Annotated in this window: 21 protein-coding genes and 3 pseudogenes; 9 read left to right on the top strand and 15 right to left on the bottom strand. The window is 69.8% G+C overall.

Features of this window, described 5'->3' with window-relative positions; all coding sequences use genetic code 11:
* Positions 1-436: 436 nt before the first annotated feature.
* A pseudogene (locus AB0L59_RS41575) lies at positions 437-655 on the bottom strand (DoxX family protein); the annotation flags it as partial.
* A 532-nt stretch (positions 656-1187) separates the two neighbouring features.
* Positions 1188-2072 carry a pirin family protein gene (locus AB0L59_RS41570; RefSeq protein ID WP_365593222.1) on the bottom strand — a complete coding sequence of 295 codons (885 nt, stop codon included), beginning with the start codon at positions 2070-2072 and terminating at the stop codon, positions 1188-1190.
* A gap of 96 nt (positions 2073-2168) precedes the next feature.
* Here AB0L59_RS41570 and AB0L59_RS41565 point away from each other — a divergent pair, with 96 nt between their 5' ends.
* Positions 2169-2636, top strand: a complete 468-nt coding sequence (locus AB0L59_RS41565) for a MarR family winged helix-turn-helix transcriptional regulator (RefSeq protein ID WP_365593219.1) — start codon at positions 2169-2171, stop codon at positions 2634-2636.
* A 248-nt stretch (positions 2637-2884) separates the two neighbouring features.
* Here the strand turns inward: AB0L59_RS41565 and AB0L59_RS41560 are convergent, their stop codons facing one another.
* A complete protein-coding gene (locus tag AB0L59_RS41560) occupies positions 2885-3562 on the bottom strand; it encodes a GntR family transcriptional regulator (protein ID WP_365593216.1) in 678 nt (225 codons plus the stop codon).
* A 183-nt stretch (positions 3563-3745) separates the two neighbouring features.
* On the opposite strand from AB0L59_RS41560, the gene AB0L59_RS41555 reads away from it, so the two are divergent.
* From AB0L59_RS41555 to AB0L59_RS41540, 4 genes are all read left to right on the top strand, one after another.
* Complete coding sequence (locus AB0L59_RS41555; protein WP_365593214.1) at positions 3746-4525, top strand: (Fe-S)-binding protein; 780 nt, start codon at positions 3746-3748, stop codon at positions 4523-4525.
* Complete coding sequence (locus tag AB0L59_RS41550) at positions 4522-5961, top strand: LutB/LldF family L-lactate oxidation iron-sulfur protein (RefSeq protein WP_365593211.1); 1440 nt, start codon at positions 4522-4524, stop codon at positions 5959-5961. Before AB0L59_RS41555 ends, AB0L59_RS41550 begins: the two co-directional genes overlap by 4 nt.
* Positions 5958-6593 (top strand): LUD domain-containing protein, encoded by a 636-nt coding sequence (locus AB0L59_RS41545; RefSeq protein ID WP_365593209.1) that lies wholly within the window; start codon positions 5958-5960, stop codon positions 6591-6593. Before AB0L59_RS41550 ends, AB0L59_RS41545 begins: the two co-directional genes overlap by 4 nt.
* Before the next feature lie 117 nt (positions 6594-6710).
* Positions 6711-8459, top strand: coding sequence for an FUSC family protein (locus AB0L59_RS41540; protein WP_365593207.1), 1749 nt, complete (start codon positions 6711-6713; stop codon positions 8457-8459).
* On the opposite strand, the gene AB0L59_RS41535 is transcribed toward AB0L59_RS41540, so the two are convergent.
* The 6 genes and pseudogenes from AB0L59_RS41535 to AB0L59_RS41510 form a co-directional block, all read right to left on the bottom strand.
* Positions 8456-9043: a TetR/AcrR family transcriptional regulator gene (locus tag AB0L59_RS41535; RefSeq protein ID WP_365593204.1), complete on the bottom strand. Its 588-nt coding sequence runs from the start codon at positions 9041-9043 to the stop codon at positions 8456-8458. The genes AB0L59_RS41540 and AB0L59_RS41535 overlap by 4 nt on opposite strands.
* Positions 9044-9144: 101 nt before the next feature.
* Positions 9145-10656: an MFS transporter gene (locus AB0L59_RS41530; protein WP_365593203.1), complete on the bottom strand. Its 1512-nt coding sequence runs from the start codon at positions 10654-10656 to the stop codon at positions 9145-9147.
* Positions 10657-10733: 77 nt separating this feature from the next.
* Complete coding sequence (locus AB0L59_RS41525) at positions 10734-12095, bottom strand: NAD(P)/FAD-dependent oxidoreductase (RefSeq protein ID WP_365593243.1); 1362 nt, start codon at positions 12093-12095, stop codon at positions 10734-10736.
* Positions 12096-12197: 102 nt separating this feature from the next.
* Positions 12198-13145, bottom strand: a pseudogene (cydB, locus tag AB0L59_RS41520) (cytochrome d ubiquinol oxidase subunit II); the annotation flags it as partial.
* Between the two features lie 22 nt (positions 13146-13167).
* Positions 13168-14715: a cytochrome ubiquinol oxidase subunit I gene (locus tag AB0L59_RS41515; protein ID WP_365593201.1), complete on the bottom strand. Its 1548-nt coding sequence runs from the start codon at positions 14713-14715 to the stop codon at positions 13168-13170.
* 128 nt (positions 14716-14843) lie between these two features.
* On the bottom strand, positions 14844-15470 hold the full coding sequence (locus AB0L59_RS41510; RefSeq protein ID WP_365593199.1) for a hypothetical protein: 627 nt from the start codon (positions 15468-15470) through the stop codon (positions 14844-14846).
* A gap of 432 nt (positions 15471-15902) precedes the next feature.
* Between AB0L59_RS41510 and AB0L59_RS41505 the strand changes: the two genes are divergently transcribed.
* A complete protein-coding gene (locus AB0L59_RS41505; RefSeq protein WP_365593197.1) occupies positions 15903-16361 on the top strand; it encodes a hypothetical protein in 459 nt (152 codons plus the stop codon).
* Positions 16362-16594: 233 nt separating this feature from the next.
* On the top strand, positions 16595-17668 hold the full coding sequence (locus AB0L59_RS41500; RefSeq protein ID WP_365593240.1) for a HoxN/HupN/NixA family nickel/cobalt transporter: 1074 nt from the start codon (positions 16595-16597) through the stop codon (positions 17666-17668).
* A 246-nt stretch (positions 17669-17914) separates the two neighbouring features.
* On the opposite strand, the gene AB0L59_RS41495 is transcribed toward AB0L59_RS41500, so the two are convergent.
* The 5 genes from AB0L59_RS41495 to AB0L59_RS41475 all read right to left on the bottom strand — a co-directional run bounded on the left by AB0L59_RS41495 (position 17915) and on the right by AB0L59_RS41475 (position 24363).
* Positions 17915-18532, bottom strand: a complete 618-nt coding sequence (locus AB0L59_RS41495; RefSeq protein WP_365593194.1) for a malonic semialdehyde reductase — start codon at positions 18530-18532, stop codon at positions 17915-17917.
* A gap of 116 nt (positions 18533-18648) precedes the next feature.
* Positions 18649-20667: an acetoacetate--CoA ligase gene (locus AB0L59_RS41490; protein ID WP_365593192.1), complete on the bottom strand. Its 2019-nt coding sequence runs from the start codon at positions 20665-20667 to the stop codon at positions 18649-18651.
* Positions 20664-22286 carry a bifunctional 3-(3-hydroxy-phenyl)propionate/3-hydroxycinnamic acid hydroxylase gene (locus AB0L59_RS41485; protein ID WP_365593189.1) on the bottom strand — a complete coding sequence of 541 codons (1623 nt, stop codon included), beginning with the start codon at positions 22284-22286 and terminating at the stop codon, positions 20664-20666. The genes AB0L59_RS41490 and AB0L59_RS41485 overlap by 4 nt, the downstream gene beginning before the upstream one ends.
* Entirely contained in the window at positions 22283-23221 is a 939-nt protein-coding gene (locus AB0L59_RS41480; RefSeq protein ID WP_365593187.1) for a fumarylacetoacetate hydrolase family protein, read from the bottom strand. Before AB0L59_RS41480 ends, AB0L59_RS41485 begins: the two co-directional genes overlap by 4 nt.
* Positions 23218-24363 carry a VOC family protein gene (locus AB0L59_RS41475; RefSeq protein WP_365593184.1) on the bottom strand — a complete coding sequence of 382 codons (1146 nt, stop codon included), beginning with the start codon at positions 24361-24363 and terminating at the stop codon, positions 23218-23220. Before AB0L59_RS41475 ends, AB0L59_RS41480 begins: the two co-directional genes overlap by 4 nt.
* Before the next feature lie 137 nt (positions 24364-24500).
* On the opposite strand from AB0L59_RS41475, the gene AB0L59_RS41470 reads away from it, so the two are divergent.
* Both AB0L59_RS41470 and AB0L59_RS41465 read left to right on the top strand, forming a co-directional pair.
* Complete coding sequence (locus AB0L59_RS41470; protein WP_365593182.1) at positions 24501-25136, top strand: TetR/AcrR family transcriptional regulator; 636 nt, start codon at positions 24501-24503, stop codon at positions 25134-25136.
* Between the two features lie 337 nt (positions 25137-25473).
* Positions 25474-25628: pseudogene (locus AB0L59_RS41465) on the top strand (MerR family transcriptional regulator); the annotation flags it as partial.
* Positions 25629-25753: 125 nt separating this feature from the next.
* Here AB0L59_RS41465 and AB0L59_RS41460 read toward each other — a convergent pair.
* A complete protein-coding gene (locus AB0L59_RS41460) occupies positions 25754-26719 on the bottom strand; it encodes an amidohydrolase family protein (RefSeq protein WP_365593179.1) in 966 nt (321 codons plus the stop codon).
* Positions 26720-26834 lie beyond the last annotated feature (115 nt).

Here is a 26834-nt window from a genome sequence, read left to right as displayed (position 1 = left end):
AGGCGGAGCACCGCTGGACGGCGCCTTCCGCAGCCTGCGCCACATCGGCCGCCACACGGTCACCCATCGAGTCAACCGCGCGCAGGAGCTACTGGTTCTGAGGGAGGCGACAACGCGCAGCACCGTCTCTCGCCATCCGTCGCAGCGCGGGCATCCGCTCGGTTCGGCGGAGCGACCCGCTCCTCGATGCCGAGGCAGCACCAGCTCGCACCAAGGCGATGCCGCCGGCGGCCCGGCCGACGGCATCGGTCCGCTCGGCGGCGCTCGACGGCTCGTCCCAAGATCCGGGACGTCGAGGCCGCGGTGGCGGGGGTGATGGGCTGGGGCCGGGCTCTCGACGCACCCGGGCCCGGCAGCGCCGGCGAACGGGCGCAGCCGGTCGAGGACCGAGTGGTCCACGCCCGGCCAGGCGACGGCCGCGGGGACGGGGTGCCGCTCAGGAACCGGCAAGTCGCACGATCACCACGCCCGCGGCCAGTATCGCGAAGAGCAGTGCCGGGACGAGGGACTTGGGGGCGTCCTTCATGCTCAGGTGTGCGCGCACAGCACCGGCGCACACCAGGAGCAGTCCGCCGGCGGCCGCCACGCCCAGCGGCCGGTACCACAGGCCGACGACGACTCCGAGCGCCCCTGCCAGTTCCAACAGACCGATGGCCCGGAAGGCGGTGGTCGACTAACCCATGCGGTCGGCGTCGGCGGTCGCGGAGGGCTGCGCGAGGGCCTTGGGGAGTCCGGCTGCGGCGAAGCCGAGGGCCAGCAGGGCGGACAGGATCACGGTCGCAGTGAACATCGAACACCTCATGTGAAGGGGGTGCCGCCAGGCAGGCGGTCAGAAATGGGGGGCGCCGAACCCGGCACTGTCCGAGTCGCGAATCGTCGCCCGGGGGCAACTCGGGATCCCCGGCTCCGGTGCCGACTCCGCAACGGCGGCGAGCCGGCACCGAGGTCCCGGTCAGGCCGTGACGGTGCCGGCGCAGGCGCATGTGGCCTCGGAGACCCTCATGGAATTCCGGCTCGCGGATGTCGCCGCGGCGGTCGCGGAAAGATCCGCGGGCTGGCTGGTTTGCGTTATGAGAGATTTCCCCCTTCTCGGGCCGGAGCCGGAGGTGAAGGCACCGCAGTGTGCGTGCCGCGCCGGGTGCGCGGGCGGACTGTCACGGAAAACGAGGCCTGTCGGGATCTCAGACTCAGCGGTACTGCAGGCGGGCCTGGTTCGGGATGGCACCGAACCTGCCGCTCTGGAAGTCGCGGAAGGCCTGCTCGATCTCACTCGCGCTGTTCATCACGAACGGGCCGCCCATCACGACAGGCCGGCCGATCGGCTCACCGCTGAAGACCATGACCACGCTGAGATCGTCGCCGTCGGCGGTCTCAAGTGTGATGGTCGAGCAGGACGCCTGAGGAAGGGGATCGGACCAGGCGGTCTCCCCCATGCGCACGGCGCGCTCAGCGATCGTCACCGCGCCGGACAGGACGTGGAGGAAGGCCCGGTGCCGGCCAGGCAGCAGATGCTCCAGACGTCGACCGGGCTCGAGGGTGATCAGCGCTCCGGAGATGGGCCAGTTGTTCAGGGCGGGGCCCTGGGCGCCGCCGACCTCGCCCGAGATCAGGTCGATGCGGGCGCCGTCCGTCGCGATGACGGGTCGTCGGCCGGCCGGCAGGTCCTGGTAGCGCGTGTCGACCATCTTCAGCTCAGGCGGGAGGTTCACCCACAGCTGCAGCGTGTGCGCCCGTTCGTTGCGGAAGGCGAGCTCGCGGTGGATGATGCCACGCCCTGCGGTCATCCATTGCACGTCTCCGGTGGTCAGCGCGCCGGCGTGACCGATGTTGTCACCGTGCTCCAGTACGCCGTCGAGGACCAGGGTGACCGTCTCGACACCGCGGTGGGGATGCCACTCGAAGCCCGGTGAGGAGAACCAGTCCTCGCTCAGCAGCAGGAACGGATCCGTGAGCTCCGGCCTCGTCGGAGTAATGATCACGCTTCTGTCGTCGACCTGCGTGTCCGGTCCGAAGTGCATCTTCCTCTCGACGCGGACGACGCTCCGGCGCGCCGCGCCCTGCGGGACTTCCATGACCTGCATCCCTTCCCTGCCACGCGTTCGAGTTGACGCGTCACCTCAACAGTACGGCAGCGAGTTGACGTGTCAACCCGGTCGTATGATGGGGACATGGAGCAGCAGGCATTGAGTGAGCGCGAGCTGCGCGCCTGGCGGGCCTTCTTCCAGATGCAGGAGGTTCTGCGGTCGCGTATCGAGCAGCAGCTCCAGGCGGGCAGCGGCCTGTCGAACGCCGACTACACGGTGCTCGTCGCCCTGTCCGAAGCCCCGGACGGACGTTTGCGCGCCTATGAGCTCAGCGATGAGCTGGGCTGGGAGAAGAGCCGCCTCCACCACCAGCTCACCCGGATGTGCAAGCGCGGCCTGGTGGAGCGGCGGAGCGGCGCGTCACGCGCCATGTATGCGGTGCTCACACCAGAAGGGCGCACAGCCTTGGAAAATGCCGCGCCCAGCCATGCCCAGGAAGTCCGGCGCCTGGTCATCGACCGTCTCACAGCGGAGCAGATCGACCATCTCGCCGAGATCTCGAACGCCATCCTTGACCATCTGCAAACGGGTCACCCGGCTGTCGGCGACTGACTCAGCCAGGGGTTTCGCACTGATCGGCGAGACGGCGAGTGGGCGTGGCGGTCCACGAGCCGGCCTGAACCGCCCGAGCGCTCCCGGCGCCGAGACGTCACAGAAGGCCGCCGACACGACGAGGGGGGAGAGTGGCTTCCACCGCGGAGCCGGCGCACCTCCGGCCCGCGAGCGCGCGGCGAACACGGGGATCACCGCCCCTGCGGATGCCGCAGAACGCCAACGCCGACACACCGGCGCCCCCGCTGTCAGGGACCGTCCGCCCCAGCGACCGGCGGCAGGCTCGGTCGCCCACTGAAGCCGGTGCGGTGCAGCACGCCCGCAAGGTGGTCGGTGAGCAGTTCCCGGGCCTCGGCCGGGCGTCGCTCGTGCAGCGCCGCGGCGATCTCGACGTGTTCCGCCATGTCCGTGGCCGCGTGGTCGGGGCCGGCCGTAGCGGCGGCGGCGATACGCAGCTGCCGGTTCCAGAGCGTGTCGTAGAGCTCGGCCAGGACCGGGTTGCCCGCGGCACGCATGAGCCGGATATGGAACTCACGGCCGAACTCGCGGGCCGTAGCCGAAGTCGTCTGCTTCCGCTCTTCCTCGCAGTCGCGCAGCAGCGCCGTGCCGACCTCTCGCACCGCTTCCGGCCCGCGGGCGGCGAGTGAGTCCAGTGCGAACAGTTCCAGCAGGAGACGCGCCTGCAGCACACCGTGCGCGTCGTCGGGCCCGACGGGTACCACCACCGCACCGCGCTTGGGGTAGACGCGCAGGAACCCCTCGTTCTGCAGCCGCTGGAAGGCCTCCCGGACCGGGGTGCGGGAGATCCCGAGGTCCGTTGCGACAGCACCCTCGGAGAGCAGGTGCCCGCTCGTGTACTCGCCGTCGAGGAGCTTGTCCCGGATGTGGGCGTAGGCGCGGTCGGCGGCTTTCGGCTGGCTGCTCATGAGGGTCATTGTGACGCATGCATGCAAGCTGTCCGGCAACTTGCACTCTTGCATGTATACAAGTTTGCACTTAAGTTGGCATACAAGTCGCCGATGGCTCTCTCCATTGCGATGACAAACCATCCCCACACGGCTCACGCTGAAAGCGGGCCGGCATACCCTCGGACGAGAAGGGGTGACGCCATGCGCACCGCGCTGTTCGTCACGTGCCTCAACGACAGTCTGTTTCCGGCGACAGGACAGGCCACGGTCAAGCTGCTGCGGCGGCTCGGGATCGAGCTGGAGTTCCCCACCGCACAGAGCTGTTGCGGCCAGATGCACTACAACACCGGCTACCGGGCCGAGACCGCGAAGCTCGCCCGGCACTTCGTCGAGGTCTTCGGCGCCTACGACCGGATCGTCGTGCCCTCCGCGTCGTGCGGCGGGCTGCCCTCGGAGGCGTACGCGATCGCGGCCGCTGCCGTCAAGGACTACAAGCTGCTGCAGGACGTCCGTGAGGTCGCACCACGGGTGCAGGAGTTGACGAGCTTCCTCACCGACACGCTCGGCGTGGAGGATGTGGGGGCCTACTTCCCGCACCGCGTCACCTATCACCCCACCTGCCACAGCCTGCGTTCCTCACGGCTCGGCGAACGGCCCTACCGGCTGCTTCGAGCGGTCAAGGGCATCGACTTCGTGGAGTTGCCCGCGCAGGAGGAGTGCTGCGGCTTCGGCGGCACCTTCTCGGTCAAGAACGGTGCGGTCTCCGGCGCCATGAACGGTGACAAGGCCCGGCACGTGCTGGAGACCGGGGCGCACGTCCTGGCTGCGGTGGACAACTCCTGCCTGATGAACATCGGCGGCCGCCTCTCCAAGGACGGCCACCTGGTGCGCCCCATGCACCTGGTCGAAATCCTGGCAAGGACCCAGGGGGACGGCCCGCTGGACGGCGTGCCGGTCACGGCTCTGGAGGGCGTGCGATGAGCAAGGTCTTCCTGAACTGGCCGAAGTTCCCCACGGCGGCCGAGAGCGCCACGCGCGACGAGCAACTGCGCGCGAACGTGCGCCGGGCCACCCACACGATCCGCGCCAAGCGCGCCGTCCTCGCTGCCGAGCGCCCCGACTGGCAGGACCTGCGTGACAGCGCGGCCGCCTTGAAGGACGAGGTCCTCCATCACCTCGACACCTACCTGGAACAGCTCGAGGCCAACGTCACCGCGGCCGGCGGCACCGTCCACTGGGCCGAGAACGCCGATGAGGCCAACCGCATCGTCACCGATCTCGTGAAGCAGACCGGGGAGACGGAGATCGTCAAGGTCAAGTCCATGCTGACCGAGGAGATCGGACTCGACGGCGCCCTGGAGGCAGCCGGTATCAGCGCACGCGAGACCGACCTCGCCGCCGCCATCGTTCAGCTCGGCGACGACCTCCCCTCGCACGTCGTGGTCCCGGCCCTGCACCGCAACCGCACGGAGATCCGCGACATCTTCGCCCGCGAGATGGGCAAGTACGGCCGCCCCGCCCCGGACCACCTCACCGACGACCCCGAGGAGCTGGCCGAGGCCGCGCGCCTGCACATGCGGGAGAAGTTCCTGAAGGCGAAAGTCGCCGTCTCCGGCGCCAACTTCATGGTCGCCGAGACCGGCACCCTGGTGATCGTGGAGTCCGAGGGCAACGGGCGCATGTGCCTGACCCTCCCCGACACGCTGATCTCGGTGGTCGGCATCGAGAAGGTCGTACCCACCTGGCGCGACCTGGAAGTCTTCCTGCAGTTGCTGGCTCGCAACGCCACCGGTGAGCGGATGGCGCCCTACACGAGCAGCTGGACCGGCGTCACGGACGGCGACGGTCCCTCCGCCTTCCACCTGGTCCTGGTCGACAACGGCCGCACCCGCGCCCTGGCCGACCCGGCCGGACGGCAGGCGTTGCGCTGCATCCGCTGCGGTGCCTGCATGAACGTCTGCCCCGTCTACGAACGCACCGGCGGCCACGCCTACGGCTCGGTCTACCCGGGCCCCATCGGCGCGATCCTCAATCCCCTGCTCAAGGGGCTCGACGACCCCCAGACCGCCTCACTGCCGTACGCCTCGAGCCTGTGCGGTGCCTGCAACGAGGTCTGCCCGGTCCGCATCCGCTTCACGGACGTCCTGCTCAAGCTGCGCTCGGACGTGGCCGAAGGCGACGCCAAGGTCAAGCACCCCGCCGAGAGGGCGGCGTTGAAGGCGGTGGAGACCGTCATGGACCACCCCCCGCTGTGGAACGCGGCCGTCAAGTCGGCCGGCAAGGCCGGCGTGCTCCTGCCCAAGAACATGGGCCTGCCCGGTCCCCTGCACGGCTGGACCGACAGCAGGAGCATCCCCGACATCCCCAGACAGTCCTTCCGTACCTGGTGGAAGCGCACGAATGGAGGCACCAAGTGAACGCGCGCGACGCCATCCTCAGCCGCATCCGCGCGGCCGTCGCCGACGTGCCCGCCGGCCCGGTCGAGGTGCCCCGCGCCTATCTGCGCAGCGCCCCCGGCATCACCCCCGGCGACCGTACGGCCACCGTCGAGCTGTTCACCCAGCGCCTGAGGGAGTACGGGGCGACAGTACGCCGCGTGCCGGCCACGGACCTTCCCGCCGCGGTGGCGGACTCCCTCGACGAGCAGGCCGCACGCTCGGCGGTCGTCCCCGAGGGGCTCCCCGCGGCCTGGCCGGCACAGTGGTCCGGTGAGATCCGTCGCGATGTCCCCGAACTGTCGAAGGCGGAACTCGACGGCACCGACGCCGTGGTCACGATGTGCGCGGCCGCCGTCGCCGACTCCGGAACGATCGTGCTGGACGCGGGTCCCGGCCAAGGGCGGCGCGCCCCCACACTGGTGCCGGACGTCCACGTCTGCGTCGTGCGCGAGGACCAGGTCTGCTCCTCCCTGCCCGAGGTGATCACCCGGATCGACCCCCGCCGTCCGATCACCTGGATCAGCGGCCCCTCGGCCACCGCGGACATCGAGATGATCCGCGTCCAGGGCGTCCACGGACCCCGCAAGCTCACCGTCCTCATCACGCCCTGAACCCGGCCGTGCCCCAGGCGCGCGCCGCGGGGCCAGGCAGCCACGACACCTTCACCGACCTCAGGACCAGCCCCCATGGCACCCTCGGCAGAAACCCCGCAGTCACGCCGTCCGCTGATGGCTGGGACCTCATGGCTGCGCCGGACTCTGCGTACGGCGCGCGCGGGATTCCCGCTCGCAGCCGCCCTGCGGGGTGCCGTCGCTCTGGCGCTTCCCCTCCTGCTCGGGCTGTGGACAGGGCACATGGTTCCGGCCGTGTTCGCCGCGATCGGTGCACTGTGGGGTATCGGCCAGGACGGTTCGTCCCCCTACCGCTTGCGCCTGCAGCGGCTGTCGGCCGTCGGGCTGGCCAGTGCCCTCGGCCTGCTCATCGGAGAGTTCGCGCTGCGCAGCGGGCAGACGGCGGCGGTGGCAGGGTGCCTGGTTGCCACCGCCCTGATCGCGGGGATGATCAGTCTGTGCGGCCCCGTTCGCTCCGTGGCCGGCATGCATGTGCTGCTCGGCACCACCATCGGCAGCGGTTTCCCTGTGCCAGGCCCCTGGTGGCAGCCGCCCCTCGCACTGCTGTCCGGAGTGCTCCTGGTCACCGTCCTGTCCACGAGCCCGTGGCTGTGGCGGCGGCACCGGATCGAGTCCGACTCCGTGCGCGCCGTCTACCGCGCCGCCGCCGCGGCACTGGCGGCCGTGGGCACCCCGCACGCCGAGGCCGCTCGGCGCTCCCTGACACTGGCCCTCGACGACGCGCACGGCGTCTTGGCCCCCGAGCTGGCCGCGGCGACCCGGCGTCAGCCTGGCGACCCCGACACCCGTCGGCTCCTTGGCGCGCTGCGCCTGGCCGTGCGCCTCGGCGAGGTGGTGTCGGCGCTCGTGTGGGAGGGCCGCCCCCTCCCGCCCGGCGCGGCCGACCTTCCCCTGCAGATGGCCGGGCGCCTGCTTCCCGCAAGCGGGAGCGCGTCCACAGGGCAGGGCCTCGCTCCGGCCGAGCACGTGGTGGCCGCGGCCGACCGGCGTTCACCCGCCGTACGAGCTCTCCTCGAGCTGTGCGAGACGGCCGACGCGGAAGCGGACGCGGATGTGGTCCTCTCCCTGCCCGCGCGCCCACGGCCACGTCGGAATGTGCGTCTGCGGTACGCCACACTGCTCGCCGCCTGTGTCCTCGTCGCGTACGTCAGCGCCTTGGTGCTGCACGGCCCACGGGGCTACTGGGTGCCCATGACCGTGGCCTTCATCTACAAGCCCGACCTCGGCCCCGTTCTGCGCCGGGCACTGCACCGCTGCATCGGCACGGTCATCGGTGTGGCCGCGCTCGGTGCGGTGGCCCTGCTGACCGGCGACACCCCCTATGCGCTCATCGGGACGGTGGCGGCGTTCGGCGCCCTCATGGCGGTAGGGGTCCGCCATCACTACGCCGTAGCCACCACCGGCCTGACGGGCATCGTCTTCGTCCTGGTCGACCTGCTCGGAGACCATCGCGCGCTGTACGGCACCCGCATCCTGGACACCGCCCTGGCCGCGGCCATCGTGCTGGTGGCGAACTTCCTGGTGTGGCCCGACTCGGCCGGCAGCTGGGCTGCGGCGCAGATCGACGCCGCTCTGCTCGCCGTCCGCCGCTACCGCGACCTGACGCCGACCGCCACGGCCGCCCAGCGTCAGGCACTGCGCCGCGCCGCGTATCAGCGTCTGGCCGAGGCGCGGCGAGCAGCCGCTCAGGCTCGCGCGGAGCCCGTCGCGCCGGGGCGCCGCCTGCCGGACTGGGAGGAAACGATCACCGCGGCCGAGCGGGTCTGCGACGCGGTCACCGCCCAGGCCCTGGCCGGCACCGGAAGCTCTCCGGAAAATCCGGCGCCGGACACTGCCCAGCCTTAGGACCAGGCCCGCAAAGCGGCGTCCACCACGATCTCCACCGTGTCACACGCCAGGCGGTTGCCGGCGATGAAGCGCTCGAAGAACAGGGGACCCACGGTCGCCATGGCGAATGTCTCGGCAGTGACGTCAGGCCGGAGCTGCCCGCGCTCGACGGCCGCGGCGACAGCGGGGCGCAGGGCATCGGCGATCTGGTTCATCAACGTCTGCCGGAGGCTTCGCATGCCTTCGTCGTTCCGTGAGCCGCCGATGACCGCGACGAGGACGGCACCCGTGTGCTCGTCGTCCAGCCGCTCGGCGAGCACGCCCAGATTGTGGATGAGCTCCGCCCGTGGATCGTTGCCCGATGCGGCCCGGATCTCCTCGGGCACCGGAGGCAGCGGGGGCATGCCCGCCTCCAGGGCAGCCAGACGGAGGTCGAGAAGGCCGGGCCAGTGCCGGTAGACGGTGGCTCTGCCGACGCCGGCCCGGGTGGCGACCGCTTGGTGCGTCACGGCTTCCAGCCCACCCTCGGCGAGCAGTTCGGTGGCCGCCGCGACCATGGCCTCGCGACTGCGCAACAGACGCGGATCAGTTCTGACCTGCAACCTACTACTCCCTTCCGTGGGGCATTGCACCTTACAACACTCTATGAGTCATCCTGTCTCAGAGAGCGGAAAGAGGGAAGCCGACACGCCCGAGTGGTGCGTCACATGTGGACGACTGGTGCGGCGTTCTCGTCGTGCCGGGGTACGCCACGGCGGTAGAGCAGAAGGGTCACGCCCAGGCCGATGACGAAGACGGCCGCCGACCACCAGTAGGCGGTCGAGTAACCTTCGAGGCCGGCCCGGGCCAGGACACCCGGGTCCTTGGGATTGCGGCCGGCGAGGTAGTTGGTGGCGGCGTCGGAGGCCATCGTGCTGAACAGGGCGACGCCGATGGACCCACCGACCTGTTGGACAGTGTTGACGGCAGCGGAGGCCACTCCCGCGTCGGCTGCGGCCACGCCGGACGTGGCCAGGCTCATGGCCGGAGCGATGACCGTGCCCAACCCGATACCGACCAGCACCAACTGGGGCAGTACCTGCGCCACGTAACCGCTGTCCAGGTCCAGCGTGGTCATCCAGATCAGCCCGGCGGCGGCAATGGCCATACCCAGCGGTACCACCGGCTTCGGCCCTATGCGCGCCACCAGAACGTTGTTGGCCACGGCGGAGGCGGACGACGACGCCACGATCATGGGCAGGAAGGCGAAGCCCGTCTTCAGGGCGCTGTAACCGAGGCTCTGCTGCAGGTAGTAGGTCAGGAACAGGAACACGCCGAACATGCCCGCGCCGGTGACGAAGAGGGCGGCGAAGGAGGCACCGCGGTTACGGTCCAGCAGGACCCGCAAGGGCAGTAGCGGATGTACCGCCCTGCTCTGCCACCACACGAAGACAACCACCAGTACGGCACCGGCCGCCAGCATGCCCCAGGTCGCAAGCGAACGCCAGCCGTGCGTCTCGGCGTTCGAGAAGCCGTAGACCAGGCAGAAGAGACCGGTGGAGACCAGCAGCGTGCCGAGGACATCGAGCTTCGAGGTCCTGTCGCGCGGGGTGCGGTGCAGCAGGACTGCACCACCGACCAGCGCCACCCCGGCGAAGACCACGTTGACGTACATGGTCCAGCGCCAGTCCAGGTACTGGGTCAGCACCCCGCCGAGAATCAGGCCGATGGCTCCACCGGCACCGGCGACCGAGCCGGCGACGGTGAAGGCCCTGGCTCGTTCGCGCGCATCGGTGAAGGTGGTCATCAGGATCGACAGTGCGGACGGGGCCAGCAGGGCGGCGAACAGTCCCTGCACCGCCCGCGCGACGACGAGCATGGCGAAGCCGTTCGCCGCGCCTCCCACCATGGAAGCGGCCGCGAATCCGGCCAGGCCGACCATGAAGGTCACCTTCTGCCCGACCAGGTCTGCGACCCGGCCGCCGAGCAGCAGCAGGCTGCCGAAGGCGAGGGCGTAGGCGGTGACCACCCACTGCCGGTCGGCGTCCGAGAAGCCGAGGTCGTGCTGGGCGGACGGCAGGGCGATGTTCACGATGGTGCCGTCGAGGACACCCATCAGCATGGACAGGGAGATGACCAACAGGATCCACCAGCGTCGCTGGTGTGACGGGTGGACGGATGCGTTCTCGGGTGCGGCCTCAGCGCCGCGAGCGGCGGAGATGGCGTTCGGGGACATGGGGTCAGCCCTCCAGACAGCGGACAGGGGATGTAACGGAAAGAGAAGAAGGGGCGGTTGGCGAGATCAGATACGGCTCATCCGGTACGGGGCGCCCCTTCGCGGCTGGGAGCACCCGGCGGCGTGGCCGCCTCGGTGAACGGATCGCGTGGGTGTTCCAGTTCGATGAGACCGACGGTTTCCCTCTTCAGCAGGGAGGCCAGGGTCCAGTCCACGAAGACGCGTATCTTGCGGTTCAGCGTCGGCACCCGGCTGCCGTGGTAGAGGCGGTGGAACCACCACGCGGGGCGGCCCTTGAGCTTGACCTTGCCGAAGAGGATCGCCACGCCCTTGTGGAGGCCGAGGCCGGCCACCGCACCGAGGTTCCTGTGCCGGTACTCCTTGGGCGAACGGCCACGCAGTACCGCGAGCACGTTGTCGGCGAGCACCGGAGCCTGCCGTACGGCGTGTTGTGCGTTGGGCGGGCACCACGCGCCCTCTTCGGCGGCCAGGTCGGGAACCTGGGCGTTGTCGCCCGCGGCCCACACGTGGTCGACCCCCCTCACCTGGAGGGTGGGCAGGGTGTCGACGTGGCCACGCGGACCGAGCGGCAGGCCGAAGTGTGTCAAGGCCGGGTTGGGGCGGACGCCGGCCGTCCACACGATCGTGGAAGCGTCCGTCTCGACACCGTTCGTCAGTACGACGTGCTGGTCGACGCAGGACTCCATGGAGGTCTCGAGGTGCACCTCGATGCCGCGCTTCTGAAGCTTCTCCATGGTCCAGACACCGAGGTCCGCACCCATCTCGGGCAGGATGCGACCGGCGGCCTCGACGAGGATGAACCGCATGTCCGCCCGCCTGACGTTGCCGTAGTCACGGGCGGCGTCGCGAGCCATGTCCTCGACCTCCGCGATGGTCTCCACGCCGGCGAAGCCGCCACCGACGAAGACGAACGTCAGGGCCTTGCGCTTCATCGCCTTGTCCGTGGTGGAGTCGGCGAGGTCCATCTGAGCCACGACGTGGTTGCGCAGGCTGACGGCCTCCTCGACCGACTTCATGCCGATGGCGTGGTCGGCCAGGCCCGGTATGGGGAACGTGCGGGACACCGAGCCGAGCGCGACGACGAGGTGGTCGAAGGGCAGCTCGAGCGCGTGCCCCGCCGCAGTGCGGACCTGGGCGACCTTGGTCTCCTGGTCGACGGAGACCATGTGCCCCGTGACCACCTCCGCACCGGTCAGGGCGCTGCGCAGCGGGGCGACCAGGTTGCGCGGAGCCACGTTGCCGGCCGCCGCTTCCGGCAGGAAGGGCAGGTAGGTCATGTACGAGCGCGGGTCCACGACCGTGACGGTCGCCTCGCCGCGGCGCAACTTCTTCAGCAGGCGCATCGCGGTGTAAAGGCCTACGTAGCCGCCGCCCGCGATGAGGATGCGTGGCCGGTCCGGGACAAGGGCAAGGGGCATGACGGTTCCTTGTGTGTGAGTGCGCGAGCGAGCGTGAGTGGGTTCGGGTGAGCCGCTCCGCGGGATGTGGTGGGTGCCGATGCGCTTGCGGAACACCCAGTACGTCCACGCCTGGTAGCCGATGACCAGCGGAGCGAAGACGCCGCCCACCCAGGTCATGATTCCCAGGGTGTATGCCGAGGAGGACGCGTTGGTGACGGTCAGGCTCCAGGCCTGGTTCAGCGTGGACGGCATGACGTCTGGATAGAGGGTCAGGAACAGCGTGGCCGCGGTGGCCGCGACGGTGACGGCGGAGAAGGTGAACGCCCACCCTTCGCGACGAGCCCTGGTACAGCCGAGCGCGACACACCAGGCGGCCAGCGCGAGGGCCGTCGTCACGAGGCTGCGGCTGTTGCCGCGGTCCGACTGTGTCCAGATCAGGAAGGCAGCGGCGGGCACGGCGGCCACGGCACCGAGTCTGAAGGCGAGTGCACGGGCCCGGTCGCGGATGTCCCCGACGGTCTTGAGCGCGACGAACACCGCTCCGTGGGCGGTGAAGACCGCCAGCAGGGTCACGGCGCCCAGCAGCGCGTAGGGGTGGAACAGGCCACTCGGGCCGCCGATGTAGACCTGCCGCCGGTCGATGGCCACGCCGTGGACGATGTTGGCGAAGACCAGCCCCCACAGCAGCGGCGCCAGCAGCGAGCACCAGAAGATGGCGTGCTCCCAGTTGCGCTTCCACCGGGCGCCGTCACGCTTGGCGCGGTACTCGAAGCCGACCGCCCGCACGATCAGGCAGACCAGGACGGCGAACAGCAGGAGGTCGAAGCCGCTGAACAGGGTGGCGTACCAGCCCGGGAAGGCGGCGAAGGTCGCGGCGCCGGCGGCGATCATCCAGACCTCGTTGCCGTCCCAGACGGGGCCGATGGTGTTGAGCAGCACGCGGCGTTCGGGCTCGTCACGGGCGAGGAGCTTGGTGAGCACGCCGACGCCGAAGTCGAAGCCCTCCAGGACGAAGTAACCCGTCCAGAAGAAGGCGATCAGCAGGAACCAGAAGTCGTGGAGGTGCATGGCGAAACGTCCTGACGGCCGGTCAGTAGGCGAAAGTGAGGATCTTGTCTTCGTCCTCGGCGGCGGACGAACCGCGTAGCCGGGGGTCACGCCGGGGTGGCTGCTCGTCGAGGCGGGGGCCGGCCGTGGCGTACTTGACCATCAGCCTGACCTCGATGACGGCGAGTACTCCGTACAGGACGGTGAACCCGATCAGGGTCGTGAGCATCTCTGCCGCGCTCACCCCCGGAGACACGGCCTCCGAGGTGCGCATCAGGCCGTACACGACCCACGGCTGCCGGCCGGTCTCCGTGAAGATCCAGCCGAACGAGTTCGCGATCAGCGGGAATCCCAGTGTCCAGATGGCCGCGCGCCATGCCCACTTGGTCAGGAACGGGCCGAGGGCGCGGTCCTTGGTGATCATGAGGTGCGGGACCTCGTCCGGCCGGGTGACGAAAGCCGTGGCGATCCAGCGCCGGCTGCGGGTCAGCCACAGCCCTGCCGCGCCGACGGCGACGGAGGTCATGCCGAAGAACATCATGAAGCGGTACGACCAGTACGCCACTGGGACGTCGGGGAGGTAGTCCCCCGGCGAGCCGCCGTAGCGCGCCGCCATGGCGACTGCCGCGTCGTGCATACCGGTGACCTGGGTGTGCGGGTTGCCGTGGGCGAGGAACGACAACACGTATGGGATGTCGAGGTCGGCGGTGTTCCGCTGCTTGCCCACGTCGGGGATGCCGAACACCGAGAACGGAGCGTTCGCCGTGGTGTTCCACAGCCCTTCGCCGGCCGCCATCTTCATCGGCTGCTGATCGATCAGCAGCTTTCCGAGGGTGTCGGCGTCGAGAACGGTGGCGATGCCCGCCACGGTCAGTACCGAGAGGCCGATCCGCAGAGAGGTCCGCATGACGCGGATCCGGCCGCTGTCCACCACCCCGTTCCGCATCTGGGTGCGCCGGGCGCGCCACAGGTGCCAGGCGGCGATCCCGGTCACGAACGCCCCACCCGTCACGAAGGAGGCCGTGATCGCGTGCAGGCCGGCGAACACCGCCGTGGGCTGCAGGAGGACCTCGGAGAAGTCGGTCAGCCGGGGTCGGCCGTGGTCCATCCGGTAGCCGACCGGATGCTGCATCCACGAGTTCGCCGCCAGGATGAAGTAGCCCGACAGCACCGTGCCGAGGGACACCATCCAGATGCAGAAGAGGTGCAGGCGTCGGGGAAGCCGGTCCCAGCCGAACATCCACAACCCGATGAACGTGGACTCGAAGAAGAAGGCGATGATCGCCTCCATCGACAGCGGTACGCCGAAGATGTCGCCCACGAAGCGGGAGTACGCCGACCAGTTCATGCCGAACTGGAACTCCTGGACGAGGCCGGTGACCACGCCCATCACCATGTTGATCAGGAAGAGCTTCCCCCAGAACTTGGTGGCGTGGAAGTACTTCTCCTTCCTCGTGCGCACCCATGCCGTCTCCAGGCCGGCAGTGATGCCGGCGAGGCTGATCGTCAGCGGCACGAAGAGATAGTGGTAGACGGTGGTGATTCCGAACTGCCAGCGGGCTATCGTCTCGGGCTCCATGGCCGTGTGCACGCTCTCTCCAGGGGAATCCAGCAGGCGACTTTGTGAAAGTGAATACATTCACAAAGTCGCCTGCGGTTAGCGGTGAGGGGGCCTGGGAGGGGCGGGACAGGTGTCGCCCCTCCCAGGGGCTTGAGGGGTCAGGCGGCGGCCTGGGCGAGGAGCGGCTTGAGGGCCGGGTGCGAGAGCGCTTCCTCGGCGGCGGGGTTGTCCAGGACTTCCTGGAAGGCGTCGTTGACCTGCTGGGCCTTGACCACCTGCGGCATGGTGAGGGGGCCGAGGGGGTTGAAGTAGGAGGCGGCCTGGGACTGCGCGTCCTGAAGGATCTTCTTCAGGCCGGCGGTGGACTTGCGGACGTTCTCCTCGAAGTCCGGGTTGTTGCTGCTCTTGGAGAGCGCGTCCATGCCGCCGGCCTCCTGCACCCACGCGAAGAGCTCGTCCCATTCGGTGGTGTGCTGCATCCAGTCCGCGAAGTGCTCGAAGCCCACGGTCAGGATCGCGTCGTCGACGTACGGGTCCCACTCGGTCTCGAACGTGGTGGCCCACAGCAGCTGCCTGCCGCCGTCGAAGATCACGTGCCGGGTGTCGCGCAGGCCGGTCTTGATGGTCTGCGCCGGGTCCTGGCGGCGCAGCTCCTCGACGAACCGCTGGCAGGCCGCCTGCAGTTCCTCCGCGTGCCCCGGCTTCACGTTGAAGTAGGCAGCCAGCTCGGAGACGACACCGTCGGTGCGGCCCTTGCCCGCCTTCTTGGTGATCGTAGAGGTCATCGTTTCCTCCATTAGGAACCTTGTACGCGAAATGCGGTGACATTTGCGACTTCTACGGATGGATCGCGTATGTGTTCATTCGCGATCTCCTGTGAGACAGATTGACTCACAAACCATCTATGAGTCAACTTGTCTCACTGTGACCTGCGTCACACTGGCGTCAACTCTTCGCCATGGAAGCGCACTTCGCAGCCGCAAGCCTCCGTCGTTCGACAGCTCCGTACGTCGTATGGTACGAATTGTCTTGCTTCCATACGGTGTATGGAACATTGCGGAGTGCCGCCACATCTGTGGCCTCTGCAAGCGACCGGTGGCCGCCGGCGGCCCTCACGAAGGGTGAACGCGCCGACGCGGCTTCGAACAGAGGGCGCCGTCTTCACTTGCACACGCAATCGCTGGGATTGCGGATTGCGCCCACCCGAAAGGAAATCCATGAGGAAGCTCACGAAGCGCATATCTCTCGCTGCCGCCTCTGCCGCAGTGGCAGGCGGAGCCGTTCTCGGTGCCGGCGGCACCGCTTCGGCCGCGACTCCGGTAACCGCGCATGTCGAGCGCTCAGCCGTCAGTGTCAAGACCGATGACTCCCGTGGGCGCCACGGTGTCACCCACCGGCACAACCACAAGGAGGGCTACTGCCGGGACAGCTACCACGGCCGGCACCACAGCGACCACAACGGCGATCGGGACCGGTCCCACCGGCACGGCCACTGCTACCGCTGGGACGACGAGAACCGAGGCTGGAAGCACGACAGGGACTACCGGAGCGACTGCAACCGCTACGACCGGAGCCGGAACGACCACGACTGGAACCGCTACGACCACGACCGGAGCCGGAACGACCGCCCGTGGAACCGGTCCTATGACGCTGAGAATCGGTCCCACAGCGACTGAGATCGCAACCGCTGAGGCAGTCGCTGCCGGCACCGCCGGCGCAGCGGTGTACGCCGCCTGAACGCCCATGAGGCGCCCGGTAGGCGGGAGCGGGCTCAACAGCCCCCTTCCGCCTACCGGGCGCCCGTGCGACGGCATGCGTCGTCCCTGACCGGGCCCGCAGAAGTGAAGGAAGACCACGCATGACAGGCACGGCCCCCCGCACTTCCCGCTGGCGTCGCATATCCGGCTCGATGAGTCGCGCGGAGTGGGGCCGCGCCGCCGGGATGGCCGCCTTCGTCATCGCGCTGCATGTCCTCGGGTGGTTCACGCTGGTGGCGATCGTGGTGCCGGCGCATTACAGCCTGGGAACCAAGGGCTTCGGGGTCGGCATCGGCGTCAGCGCCTACACCCTGGGCATGCGGCACGCGTTCGACGCCGACCACATCGCCGCGATCGACAACACCACCCGAAAGCTCATGGAGGAAGGCCGACGCCCCCTGTCGGTCGGCTTCTGGTTCTCCCTCGGACACTCCAGCGTCGTATTCGTGCTGGCCTTCCTGCTGTCCCTGGGCATCGACGCCATCGCCGCACCGGTACGCGACGACAACTCCGAACTGCACCACGCCACCGAGTTGATCGGCACGACCGTCTCCGGCACGTTCCTCTATGTCATCGCCGGCATCAACAGCGTCATTCTCGCCGGCATCTGGAAGGTGTTCCGGCGGATGCGCTCCGGTGACTTCGACGAGGCCGCACTGGAGCAGCAGCTGAACCACCGAGGCCTGATCAACCGCCTCCTGGGACGCGTGATGAAGTCGATCACCAGGCCCTGGCAGATGTATGCGCTCGGCCTGCTGTTCGGGCTCGGCTTCGACACCGCCACCGAGGTCGCTCTGCTGGTGCTGGCCGGCTCGGGAGCGGCTTCCGGTCTGCCCTGGTACGCCATTCTCTGCCTGCCGGTCCTCTTCGCGGCCGGCATGAGCCTCCTGGACACCATCGACGGCTCGTTCATGAACTTCGCCTACGGGTGGGCCTTTTCCAAGCCGGTACGGAAGGTCTACTACAACCTCACCGTCACCGGCCTGTCCGTCGCCGTCGCGCTGATCATCGGCACCGCCGAGATGCTGGGCCTGCTCGCCGCCAAGGCCGGCCTGCACGGCGGCTTCTGGGACTGGCTCGGCGGCCTGGACCTGAACACCCTGGGCTTCGTCGTCGTCGGTCTCTTCCTCGTCACGTGGGCCGCGGCGCTGGCCGTGTGGAAGTTCGGCCGTATCGAGGAGAAGTGGACCGCCGGGGTGCGTCCGGCCGACCAGCCGGCCGACTGATACCCCCTGGTCACCGGATCAGGACATGGCCCCCGCGAGGAGCACGGGATACCAGCCATCAACGCCGCACACGCCGGCATCGACGGCCCGATGCCGGCCAAGGCCCCGCACAGTGGCAGGACCGGACCGCGCGCCACGCCGGTGGCGCCCGCGAGCTGCAGCGCACTCACGCCGAGCAGATCGGGCGCCGGTGCTCAGGAGAGCACCGGCGCCCCACGGCATGGCACCTCGCACCTCCGCGTGCCGTCAGGCCCAGGCGACGGCGTCCCCGACGGGCACACGCGGCAGCCGCGGGAACCACGGTTCGGCACCCGGGTGACCGATGTTCACCACCAGATGCGAACGCCAACTGCCACCGGCGAAGAACTCCTCGTCCACACCGGCCCTGTCGAAGCCGGCCATGGGGCCGGCCGCGAGCCCCGCCGCACGCACCGCGAGCAGGAACACGCCCGTCTGCAGGGCCGAGTTGTAGGACGCGAGGACCTCACGCTTCTCACCCTGGTCGGCGAACGCCGCTCGTAGCATCTCGCCCCGGGCCGGAAACACCGTCGGCATCTGCTCGTGGAAGTCGACGTCGTACGCCAGGACCGCCACGGCCGGCGCTTGAAGCGTCTTGGCCCTGTTGCCCTCGTCCAGATGCCGGACCAACCGCTCCTTGCCCTCGCCGGTCCGCACGAAGAGCACACGAAGGGGCTGGCTGTTGGCGGCACTCGGCGACCAGCGGGCATGCTCCCAGATCACGGCGAGTTCGTCGTCGGTTACGGCCACATCGGCGAAGCTGTTCGCGGTACGGGCCTCGGTGAACAACAGCTTTCGCCCGCCGTCGTCGAGGACATCGAGCCTCTGCGGTTCGCGGTCGTTCATGCTCACGATTTCCCTCTCACTTCGGTGTTGCGGATGACGTGCTGCCGGGGCGGGGTCTCCGTCCCGGCACGATGCGGCGGTGCTGGGCCTGTTGGAGCCGAGGCGCTGGGCGTCAGTCACCTGTGGTGTGCTGACCGCCTGGTTCGCTCCGCGCCCAACCCGGCGAAGTAGTCGACCAGTTCGGGGTTGTCGACCGCCGCGGGGTTGAGGACCTGCTGCGCGGGGACGCCCTGGAGGAGGCGCTTGACGGGAACCTCGAGTTTCTTGCCGGTTTTCGTGTGCGGGATGGCCGGTACGGCGAGGATCTCGTCGGGGACGTGGCGGGGTGAGGCGCCGACGCGGATCGCGTCGCGGATCCGGTCGCGCAGGGAGTCGTCCAGCTCGAGCCCGTCGGTGAGGACCACGAAGAGCGGCATCCAGTAGCCACCGTCGGGTTCCTCCGCGCCGATGACCAGGGCCTCGGTGATCTCGGGGAGTCGCTCGACGACGTCGTGGATGTCGGCACTGCCCAGGCGCACGCCGTTGCGGTTGAGGGTGGCGTCGGAACGGCCGTGGACGATCACCGACCCGCGGGAGGTGAGGGTGACCCAGTCGCCGTGCCGCCACACGCCCGGGTAGGCGCCGAAGTAGGCGTCGCGGTAGCGGCTGCCGTCGGGGTCGTTCCAGAAGTACAGCGGCATCGACGGCATGGGCCGGGTGACGACGAGTTCACCCACCTGGTCGGTGACGGGGATGCCGCCTTCGTCGTAGGCGGCCAGTGCCACGCCCAGGTTGGGCGCGGACAGCTCCCCCGCCCAGACGGGGGTCGTGGGGGCGCTGCCGGCGAAGCCCGAGACGACGTCGGTACCGCCGCTGGTCGAGGCCAGCTGGATGCCTGCGCCCACGTGGTCGCGGACCCAGGGGTAGGCGGAGGCCGGCAGAGCGGAGCCGGTGCAGCCCACGACGCGGATGGCCGACAGGTCGTGCACGGCGGGTTCGATGCCCGACTTGCCCATGGCCAGCAGGTACTGGGGGCTGGTGCCGAAGACGGTGACCTTGTGACGGGCCGCCAGCTCCCACAGGATGTCCGGATGAGCGAGCGGCGCGGGACTGCCGTCGTAGGTGCAGATGGTGGCACCGGTCAGCAGGGTGGAGACGGCCAGGTTCCACATCATCCAGTGAGTGGTGGTGTACCACAGCAGACGGTCCCCGACGCCGAGGTCGCAGTGCAGGCCGAGGGACTTGAGGTGCTCCAGCAGGACGCCGCCGTGCCCGTGGACGATGCCTTTGGGCAGGCCGGTGGTGCCGGAGGAGAACACGACCCACAGCGGGTGGTCGAACGGTACCGGGATGATGGTGAGGTACTCGGTGCGGGTGGCCGCGTCCTCCCAGGGCACCGTCAGCTTCGTGTGCTTGTCCTCGGGCCACCCGAGACCCACGTGATCCACGAGTACCGTGGCCTTCAGCGTGGGTAGGGCATCGGCCAGTTCGCGGGAGGCGCCGCGGCGGTCGTGCGTGGTGCCATTGAAGAGGTAACCGTCGGCGGTGATGAGCACCGTCGGTTCGAGCTGGGCGAAGCGGTCGGCGGCGGCCTTGGGGGCGTAGTCCTGGCCGCACACCGACCACACCGCGCCCAGGCTGGCGGTGGCGAGGAAAGCGATGATGGCGTGTGGGGTGCTGGGCAGGTAGCCCACCACCCTGTCGCCCTGTCCCACCCCGAGGTCGCGGAGAGTGGCCGCGACGGAGGCGACGCGGGCGCGCAGCTGCCGACCCGTGATCTCGTGGCCGGCCCCGGTCTCGTCCAGCGCGGTGATCGCGGGTGCGTCCGGGGCCAGGTTGCGCAGCGCGTGGTGGGCGTAGTTGAGGGAGGCGCCGGGGAACCAGCGTGCCCCGGGCATGGTCTCCTCGGCCAGTACCCGCTCGTACGGAGTGGTCGCATCGATGTCGAAGTACTCCCACACCGCGGCCCAGAACCCCTCCAGGTCGGTGACCGACCACCGGTACAGGGTCTGGTAGTCGGTGGGGTCGTGGGCGACTGGGGCGTCGTGGCGCCGGGCCGCCCACCGGGCGAAGTCCGCGATGCGGCTGCGAGCGGCCGCCTCCGGGTCGGGGGTGAAGAAGGGTTCCGGGTACGGCACGAGGTGCGGGGTGGTCATGGTGTGGTGCTCCTCGGCAGGGGATCGGGCCGGGCTTCGGCGGTGCGGCGGGTCGTGTGCAGCAGCGGGGCCCAGGCGGCGGTGCCCGTGAAGTCGCCGGTGCCGGTCGGGACGGTGTCCATCACGACTCGGTCGGGGCGCAGCAGGACGGCGTCCGACCGGCCGCCCGCGAGCCATGCGGCCAGCGTGCCGTCGTCTCCCAGGTCGCCCACACGCATCGTGGTCGCGCCCAGTGCATGGGCCACGGCCGTCATCTTCGCTGTCGGCGGCACAGCGGTCAGGAGGGCGAAGGAGTCGCCGAGGACGTCGTCGAGGCGGACCGGCCGGCCGTCGTGGCGTACCCAGGGCTGGGGGCAGAAGGTTCCGGCCAGCGCGCGGCCGGTCAACCGGGGCCGGCGCCGCACGAGCGGACCGCTGGTGAGGGCGGGGCTGAGGTCGCGGCTCACCGCCGCGGTCACGCCGGGGATGCGGCAGGCCGTGCCCACCACGGCCCGGCGGAATGCCGCACCGCGGTCCTGTCCCCCGGTCATGGCCCAGCCGACGGCGACCGCGACACGGATCAGGTGGCGGGCGTGCGGCTTGCGCTCGCGCTCGTACGTGTCCAACAGCCCATCGTCCGCGCCCTGGCGAAGCACCCGGGCGAGTTTCCAGGTGAGGTTGTGGGCATCGCGCAGGCCCGCGCACAGACCCTGCCCGACGAAGGGCGGGGTGAGGTGGGCGGCGTCGCCCAGCAGGAAGACGCGCCCTCGGCGCCACCGGTCGGCGAGGCGGGCCCGGAAGGTGTACTGCGCCTGCCGGATCACCTCGAAGTCGCCGCCCGGTGAGCCGTCGGGCGGCAGGTCCACCCAGGGGGCGACCAGCTCCCGCAGGCGCTCCCGCCCCTGCGGGCCGTCCAGGCGCTCGTCGCCGTCCAACCGGAACTCCCAGCGGTAGCGGTCCTCGCCGACCCGCATGTAGGTGGCGGGACGGTTGGCGCAGCAGATCTGCTCGGCGCCGTCCCAGCTGCGCACCCGTAGGCTGGTGCGCACGTCGATGACCCGCCAGCTCTCCTCGAAATGCAGGTCCTCCCACGTCGCGCCGACGGCCTCTCGCGTGAGGCTGCCCGCACCGTCGCAGCCGAGGACCGCGTCGGCCCACAGGTGCTCCTCGTCGCCACCGCCCGCACGGCGGAAGGTCACCCGCACCGGAGCGCTCCCGTCGGCGTCCTGGGTGACGGACACCGCCTCCACGCCGCCCCACAGCTCGCACTCGGGGCGGCGCGCCAGGGCGTTGCGCAGCAGGCGTTCCAGCTCAGGCTGGTCGAACATGTTGGTCTGCGCGAAGCCATGGTGGCCGTGCAGGGAGCGCGGGAACTCGGTGATCAGGCGACGCCCGGGGTCCAGGAGCCGCAGCCCCGGAGCCGGGCGTGAAATGGCGGCGAACTCCTCGTGGACGCCGACGCTCTGCAGGATCCGGCAGATCTCGTCGTCCGCGACGACGGCGCGCGGCAGGGGGTAGATGTCCCGGTGGCGTTCGAGGAGCACGCTGCGCACTCCGTACCGCGCGAGCAACAGGGCGGCAGTGACGCCCACTGGTCCCGCGCCGACGATCACCACCGTTCTCCGGGCTGCCGCGCTCACCTCGCGTCCGCCACGGCGTTTCGCTGCTCTCCGAGGTCGATCCGCCCGTCCGGGGTGGCGATCGTGGCGGTGACGAGGTCACCGTCGCGCAGGTAGAGGGGGTTTTTGGCCTGCCCCTTGAAGAAGGCCTTCCACCGCGCCGCGGGCGGCAGCAGCGCACTGATCTTCGCGACCGGCTTGGGCGGGGCCTTGAGGGCGGTGCCACCGGGAGTGCCGGTGAGCAGCAGGTCACCCGGGTCGAGCGTCTGGAATCGGGCGAGCAGGGTGAGCGCCTGCGCGGGCCGCACGATCATGTCGGCGAGCGTGCGGTCCTGGCGCGGTGCGCCGTTCACGGACAACCGCAGCCGCAGGTTCAGCAGATGGGCGAAGTCCTCGGGCTCCAGCAGGGCCAGGTACGGCCCGGTCGGAGTGAAGGTCGGATACGACTTGCTCTCGTAGAACTGGGTCTTGGTCAGCTGGACGTCACGGGCACTGACGTCGTTGGTCAGGACCAGTCCGGCGACGTAGCGCGGCAGGTCGTTCTCCTCGACGACGGTGCCCACCGGCAGGGACGCACCCATGACGAGGCCCAGTTCCACCTCGTAGTCGAGGAACTTCACGTGCGCCGGGCGGACGATCGTGTCGTGGGGACCGCTGACCGAGCCGGACGCCTTGCGGAAGAAGGTGGGCGGGATGTCACCGGAGAAGCCCGAATCCTTGGCGTGACTGCGGTAGTTGACCATCTGGGCGACCACCCGGCACGGGGTGGTGACCGGAGGCAGCGCCACCATGTCGGCGACAGGCGTGCCGCTGTCGGCGGAGGCGGCGGCCTCACGGACCGCCTCCCGGTCGGTGAGCAGCTCGGCGGTGGTGACCGCCTTGGTCTCGATGCGGACGGCGCGCTCGTCCCGGACGACCCACCAGCCGTCGGTGGTGCGCAGAACGTTGGTGCTCATGAGCTCATCGCTTTCATCAGGCCCAGCAGACGTGCGGGGTCGAGTTCGTTGTCGCCGCGCAGGGCCGTCATGACCTCGCGCAGCTTGGCCGGGGACGGGCTCGCGCCCAGGAAGTCGCGCGTGACCGGCGGGCCCCACTGGGCCAGGCCGCTCGCCGACATCGGCGCCCATCCGGGTTCGAGGTCGCAGGAGAACAGGTCGCCGTCGGCGAAGTGCTCCAGCATGAAGTGGTCGGGGTCGCGCCAGTAGTCGAAGAGCTGGCTGCCCTGGATGTGCCGGCCGATTCCCCAGCTGCGCTTGTAGCCGCGCTCGGCCAGGTACTCGCCGCCGGCCGCGATCGAGTCCAGGTCGGTCACCTGGTACGCGGAGTGGACATAGCCGGTGCCCGGCCCCAGATGCAGGGCCAGCGTGTGGTGGTCGACGGCCACGCTGCCCTGGTCGCAGCGGATGAACGCCATCGTCGGACCGCGCCCGCGCTGCCCGTCCAGGAACAGGAAGTCGGACACGATCAGGCCGAGGGTGTCCAGGTACCAGTCCAGGGTGCGGATGAACGCCCGCGTCTCCAGCACCACATGGCCGAGGCGCTGGATGCGGGACGGTTCGCGGGGCGGACGCTGGGTGGCGTTCGTACGGCGCTGTCGCCCGCCCGTGTTGAGGAGCAACGGGGACTGCTCGGGCAGCGCGGGCAGCTGGTCGGCGCAGTGCACGACCCGGACCGGGAGGCCCGAGGGATCGAGCAGGGAGACCGACCGCGCGCCACCCGGTACGTTGATGTCCCGGACGGTGGCGCCGGTGGCGCGGGCCAGTCGGTCGAGATCGGCAGGCTCGGCCGCCCGGAACGCGGGCCCGATGAAACGGGACGCGTGCCCCCGCCGGATGACCATGCAGGGCGGCCCCGCGAAGGTGCCGCGCAGCCACAGCGCCCCCTCGGTGCGGGCGGCGATCGCGAACCCGAAGTCACGCGCGAAGACCTCGGCCCGGTCCAGGTCGGGCTTCTCGAACTCCAGCCAGGCCAGGTCCGCCACCTTGATCACGGGGTTCCGGGACCGGCCGGGGTGTTCGCCGCGAAGCGCACCCTGCTCGCTGTGGAGGTCTTCGTGGGGTGTCGGCGGGTCGAGCTTGTTAACGGGGGTGTGGGACATGGTGTCCTCCAGGCAACACTGCTGTAATGAGGAAATCATCAACTTTGCTGACTCTCATCGTCAATAGGCCGCCGTCAAGGAGTTGAGGGTCTCATCAGTAATGGCACACTCATCGCGACGGTGGTTACACTCGCCGTATGCCGACGTCAGCCCCACCCAAGAACCGCTTCGAGCGGCGCCGTGCCGAAACCCGTCAGGCGCTCGTCCGTGCGGCCCGGCAGATCCTCGCCGAGACCGGGGACACCAGCGCCAGCATCCAGGCCATCGCCGAACGCGCGGACGTGGGTTTCGGCTCCTTCTACAACCACTTCGAGTCCAAGACGGAGCTGTTCGACGCCGCGGTGACCGACGCCCTGGAGGAGTTCGGTCAGCTCATCGACGAGCGGGTGGACGGGATCGACGACCCGGCCGAGCTGGTCGCCGCCGGATTCAGGCTCACCGCGAGGATGGCCGACTCCCACCCCGAACTCACGCGGATCCTGCGTGACCGCGGTCTGGCCTACATCCACTCCGACCGCGGCCTTGCCCCGCGAGCGCTGCGCGACCTGGAGATCGGCCTCGCCTCGGGCCGCTTCGACTGCGCCAACGCGACCACCGCCCTGTCGGCCGTGGGCGGCACCCTCATGTCCCTCGTGGCGCTCCGGCTGGCCCGCCCCGATCTCGACGGCGACGAAGCCGCCTCCGACCTGGCCGAAATGGTCCTGCGTATGCTCGGCGTCCCCGCGGCCGACGCCCGTGAGGTCACCCGACGCCCGCTGCCCGACCTCGACTGAAGGTTGCGGGGCACAGCGCCCTCGGAATCCCACGTGCTGAGGCGATGGATGCCGAACGGGGACGGCAGCGCGGACGAGCGCACGGCGAGCGCCTGCCCGGCCGGCTGTCCGGCCGATCATGCCACTGTCGCTTGATCTGCTCGTTCGCCGGGAGCACGGGGCGGTTGAACGCGGTGATCTGCCGGATGCGGAGTGGGAACGGCTGAGGCCCGTTCCTGCCGGTGAGCAGTGGTCGTGCGGCGTGACCTGCCGGAGCGGTTCGGACCGTGGAAGACGGTCCGCGACGCCACCGGCTGTGGCCGGCGGACGGTAGCCGGGAACGTCTTCCGCAGCAGGTTCAGGCTCGGTATGGACCAGAGTCGGGCCGCAGGCCGAGCAGCGGGCGGTGGACAGCCTCCGCGACGACCTCTCCTCGGGCCGGTGGGCGGAACGCGACCGGGACCTCGTCGCCCTCGACGCGGCAGAGCCGGCCTGCGCCTGCTCGTGGCCTGAACCGCGGTGCGCGAGAACGCCGCAAGGTCAGGGCACCCTCGGAGCGCGCTGCGTCCACCTCGGTACGGCCACCGCTGCCGGGCTGGTCATCCGGCTGCGCCGTGATCGGCCGGACAGCTGCCCAGTCACGCGCCACGTAGCCCCGGAAGCAGCTTGGCGGCGTTTCCCGTGGTGAGCCGCCGCCATGTGGTCTCGCCTGGTTGTTCCGCGACGTCCACAGACGCGATCTGTGCGGCGGCCCCGGTGGCCGGGGTCCAGCAGTAGTCGCTCCCGTACAGCAGCCGCTCGCTACCGAACGCCCGGACGAGGGCCGGGACCTGGTGCGGAAACGGGGTTCCGGCCATGTCGTACCACAGACGCCGCAGCTGGTCCTGGACCGTGGGGCCGTCGCCGGCACCGCTGCCGAAGGCCCTGCGGAAGAGCTCCATGCGGTCGGCGAGCAACGGCAGGGCACCGCCGCAGTGGGTGATGACCCACTGGATGCGGGGATACCGCCGAAGGACTCCGGTGAACACCAGGTCGGCGACCGCGCGGGTGGAGTCGAAGAGGAACTCCAGCATCGGCCGCGGCCGGCCCAGGGACACGGCCTCGTGGCAGGGCGGAGAGGTCGGGTGGACGAAGACCACGGTCTCCCGGCTGTCGAGTTCCCTCCAAAGCGGCTCGAAGCGCGGATCGCCCAGGTAGATCCCGGCGACGTTCGTCTCGATGGCGACGCCATGGCTGCCGAGGTGGTCCAGCGCATGGGCGAGCTCGGTCAGGGAGCCGTCCACGTCGGGCAGCGGGAGGGAGGCGAAGTGCCCGAAGCGGTCCGGGTGAGTGCGCACCACGTCAGCCGCGAACTCGTTGACCTCGCGGGTCAACGCGCGTGCGGCCCGGTCGTCGCCGAAGTGGGTGCCCGGGGAGGAGACGGACAGCACGCTGGCGCGGATACCGGCGGAGTCCATGAGGCCGAGGTGCGCGGACACCGACCACGTCGGAAAGTCCCGCATGCCGTCGGGTTGCAGGATCCCGGATCCTTGAGCCGCCTGCACGTAGGCGGGAGTCACGAAGTGAGCATGAACGTCGATCAAATGGTCCGCCGAGTCGGTCACGGGTCGATTCTCCGATGGTCCACGGGCACCGGAGCCCTGCCGTTCGTGACCGCGCTGCTCAAGAACAACGGCCAGGACCATTTCGCGCTCAAATGGGGAAATGCACAATCGGGCG

Origin of the sequence: Streptomyces sp. NPDC052109 (genome assembly GCF_040680195.1) — a bacterium.
GTDB lineage: Bacteria > Actinomycetota > Actinomycetes > Streptomycetales > Streptomycetaceae > Streptomyces.
This window is presented reverse-complemented; position numbering and strand designations above follow the sequence as displayed.

Coding starts and splice junctions, on each gene's coding strand:
- AB0L59_RS41490 (WP_365593192.1), bottom strand. CDS start 20,667: ATGACCACCCCGCACCTCGTGCCGTACCCGGAACCCTTCTTCACCCCC.
- AB0L59_RS41510 (WP_365593199.1), bottom strand. CDS start 15,470: ATGACCTCTACGATCACCAAGAAGGCGGGCAAGGGCCGCACCGACGGT.
- AB0L59_RS41480 (WP_365593187.1), bottom strand. CDS start 23,221: ATGAGCACCAACGTTCTGCGCACCACCGACGGCTGGTGGGTCGTCCGG.
- AB0L59_RS41530 (WP_365593203.1), bottom strand. CDS start 10,656: ATGTCCCCGAACGCCATCTCCGCCGCTCGCGGCGCTGAGGCCGCACCC.
- AB0L59_RS41495 (WP_365593194.1), bottom strand. CDS start 18,532: ATGAACGACCGCGAACCGCAGAGGCTCGATGTCCTCGACGACGGCGGG.
- AB0L59_RS41525 (WP_365593243.1), bottom strand. CDS start 12,095: ATGCCCCTTGCCCTTGTCCCGGACCGGCCACGCATCCTCATCGCGGGC.
- AB0L59_RS41540 (WP_365593207.1), top strand. CDS start 6,711: ATGGCTGGGACCTCATGGCTGCGCCGGACTCTGCGTACGGCGCGCGCG.
- AB0L59_RS41550 (WP_365593211.1), top strand. CDS start 4,522: ATGAGCAAGGTCTTCCTGAACTGGCCGAAGTTCCCCACGGCGGCCGAG.
- AB0L59_RS41565 (WP_365593219.1), top strand. CDS start 2,169: ATGGAGCAGCAGGCATTGAGTGAGCGCGAGCTGCGCGCCTGGCGGGCC.
- AB0L59_RS41470 (WP_365593182.1), top strand. CDS start 24,501: ATGCCGACGTCAGCCCCACCCAAGAACCGCTTCGAGCGGCGCCGTGCC.
- AB0L59_RS41505 (WP_365593197.1), top strand. CDS start 15,903: ATGAGGAAGCTCACGAAGCGCATATCTCTCGCTGCCGCCTCTGCCGCA.
- AB0L59_RS41555 (WP_365593214.1), top strand. CDS start 3,746: ATGCGCACCGCGCTGTTCGTCACGTGCCTCAACGACAGTCTGTTTCCG.
- AB0L59_RS41475 (WP_365593184.1), bottom strand. CDS start 24,363: ATGTCCCACACCCCCGTTAACAAGCTCGACCCGCCGACACCCCACGAA.
- AB0L59_RS41560 (WP_365593216.1), bottom strand. CDS start 3,562: ATGAGCAGCCAGCCGAAAGCCGCCGACCGCGCCTACGCCCACATCCGG.
- AB0L59_RS41570 (WP_365593222.1), bottom strand. CDS start 2,072: ATGGAAGTCCCGCAGGGCGCGGCGCGCCGGAGCGTCGTCCGCGTCGAG.
- AB0L59_RS41500 (WP_365593240.1), top strand. CDS start 16,595: ATGAGTCGCGCGGAGTGGGGCCGCGCCGCCGGGATGGCCGCCTTCGTC.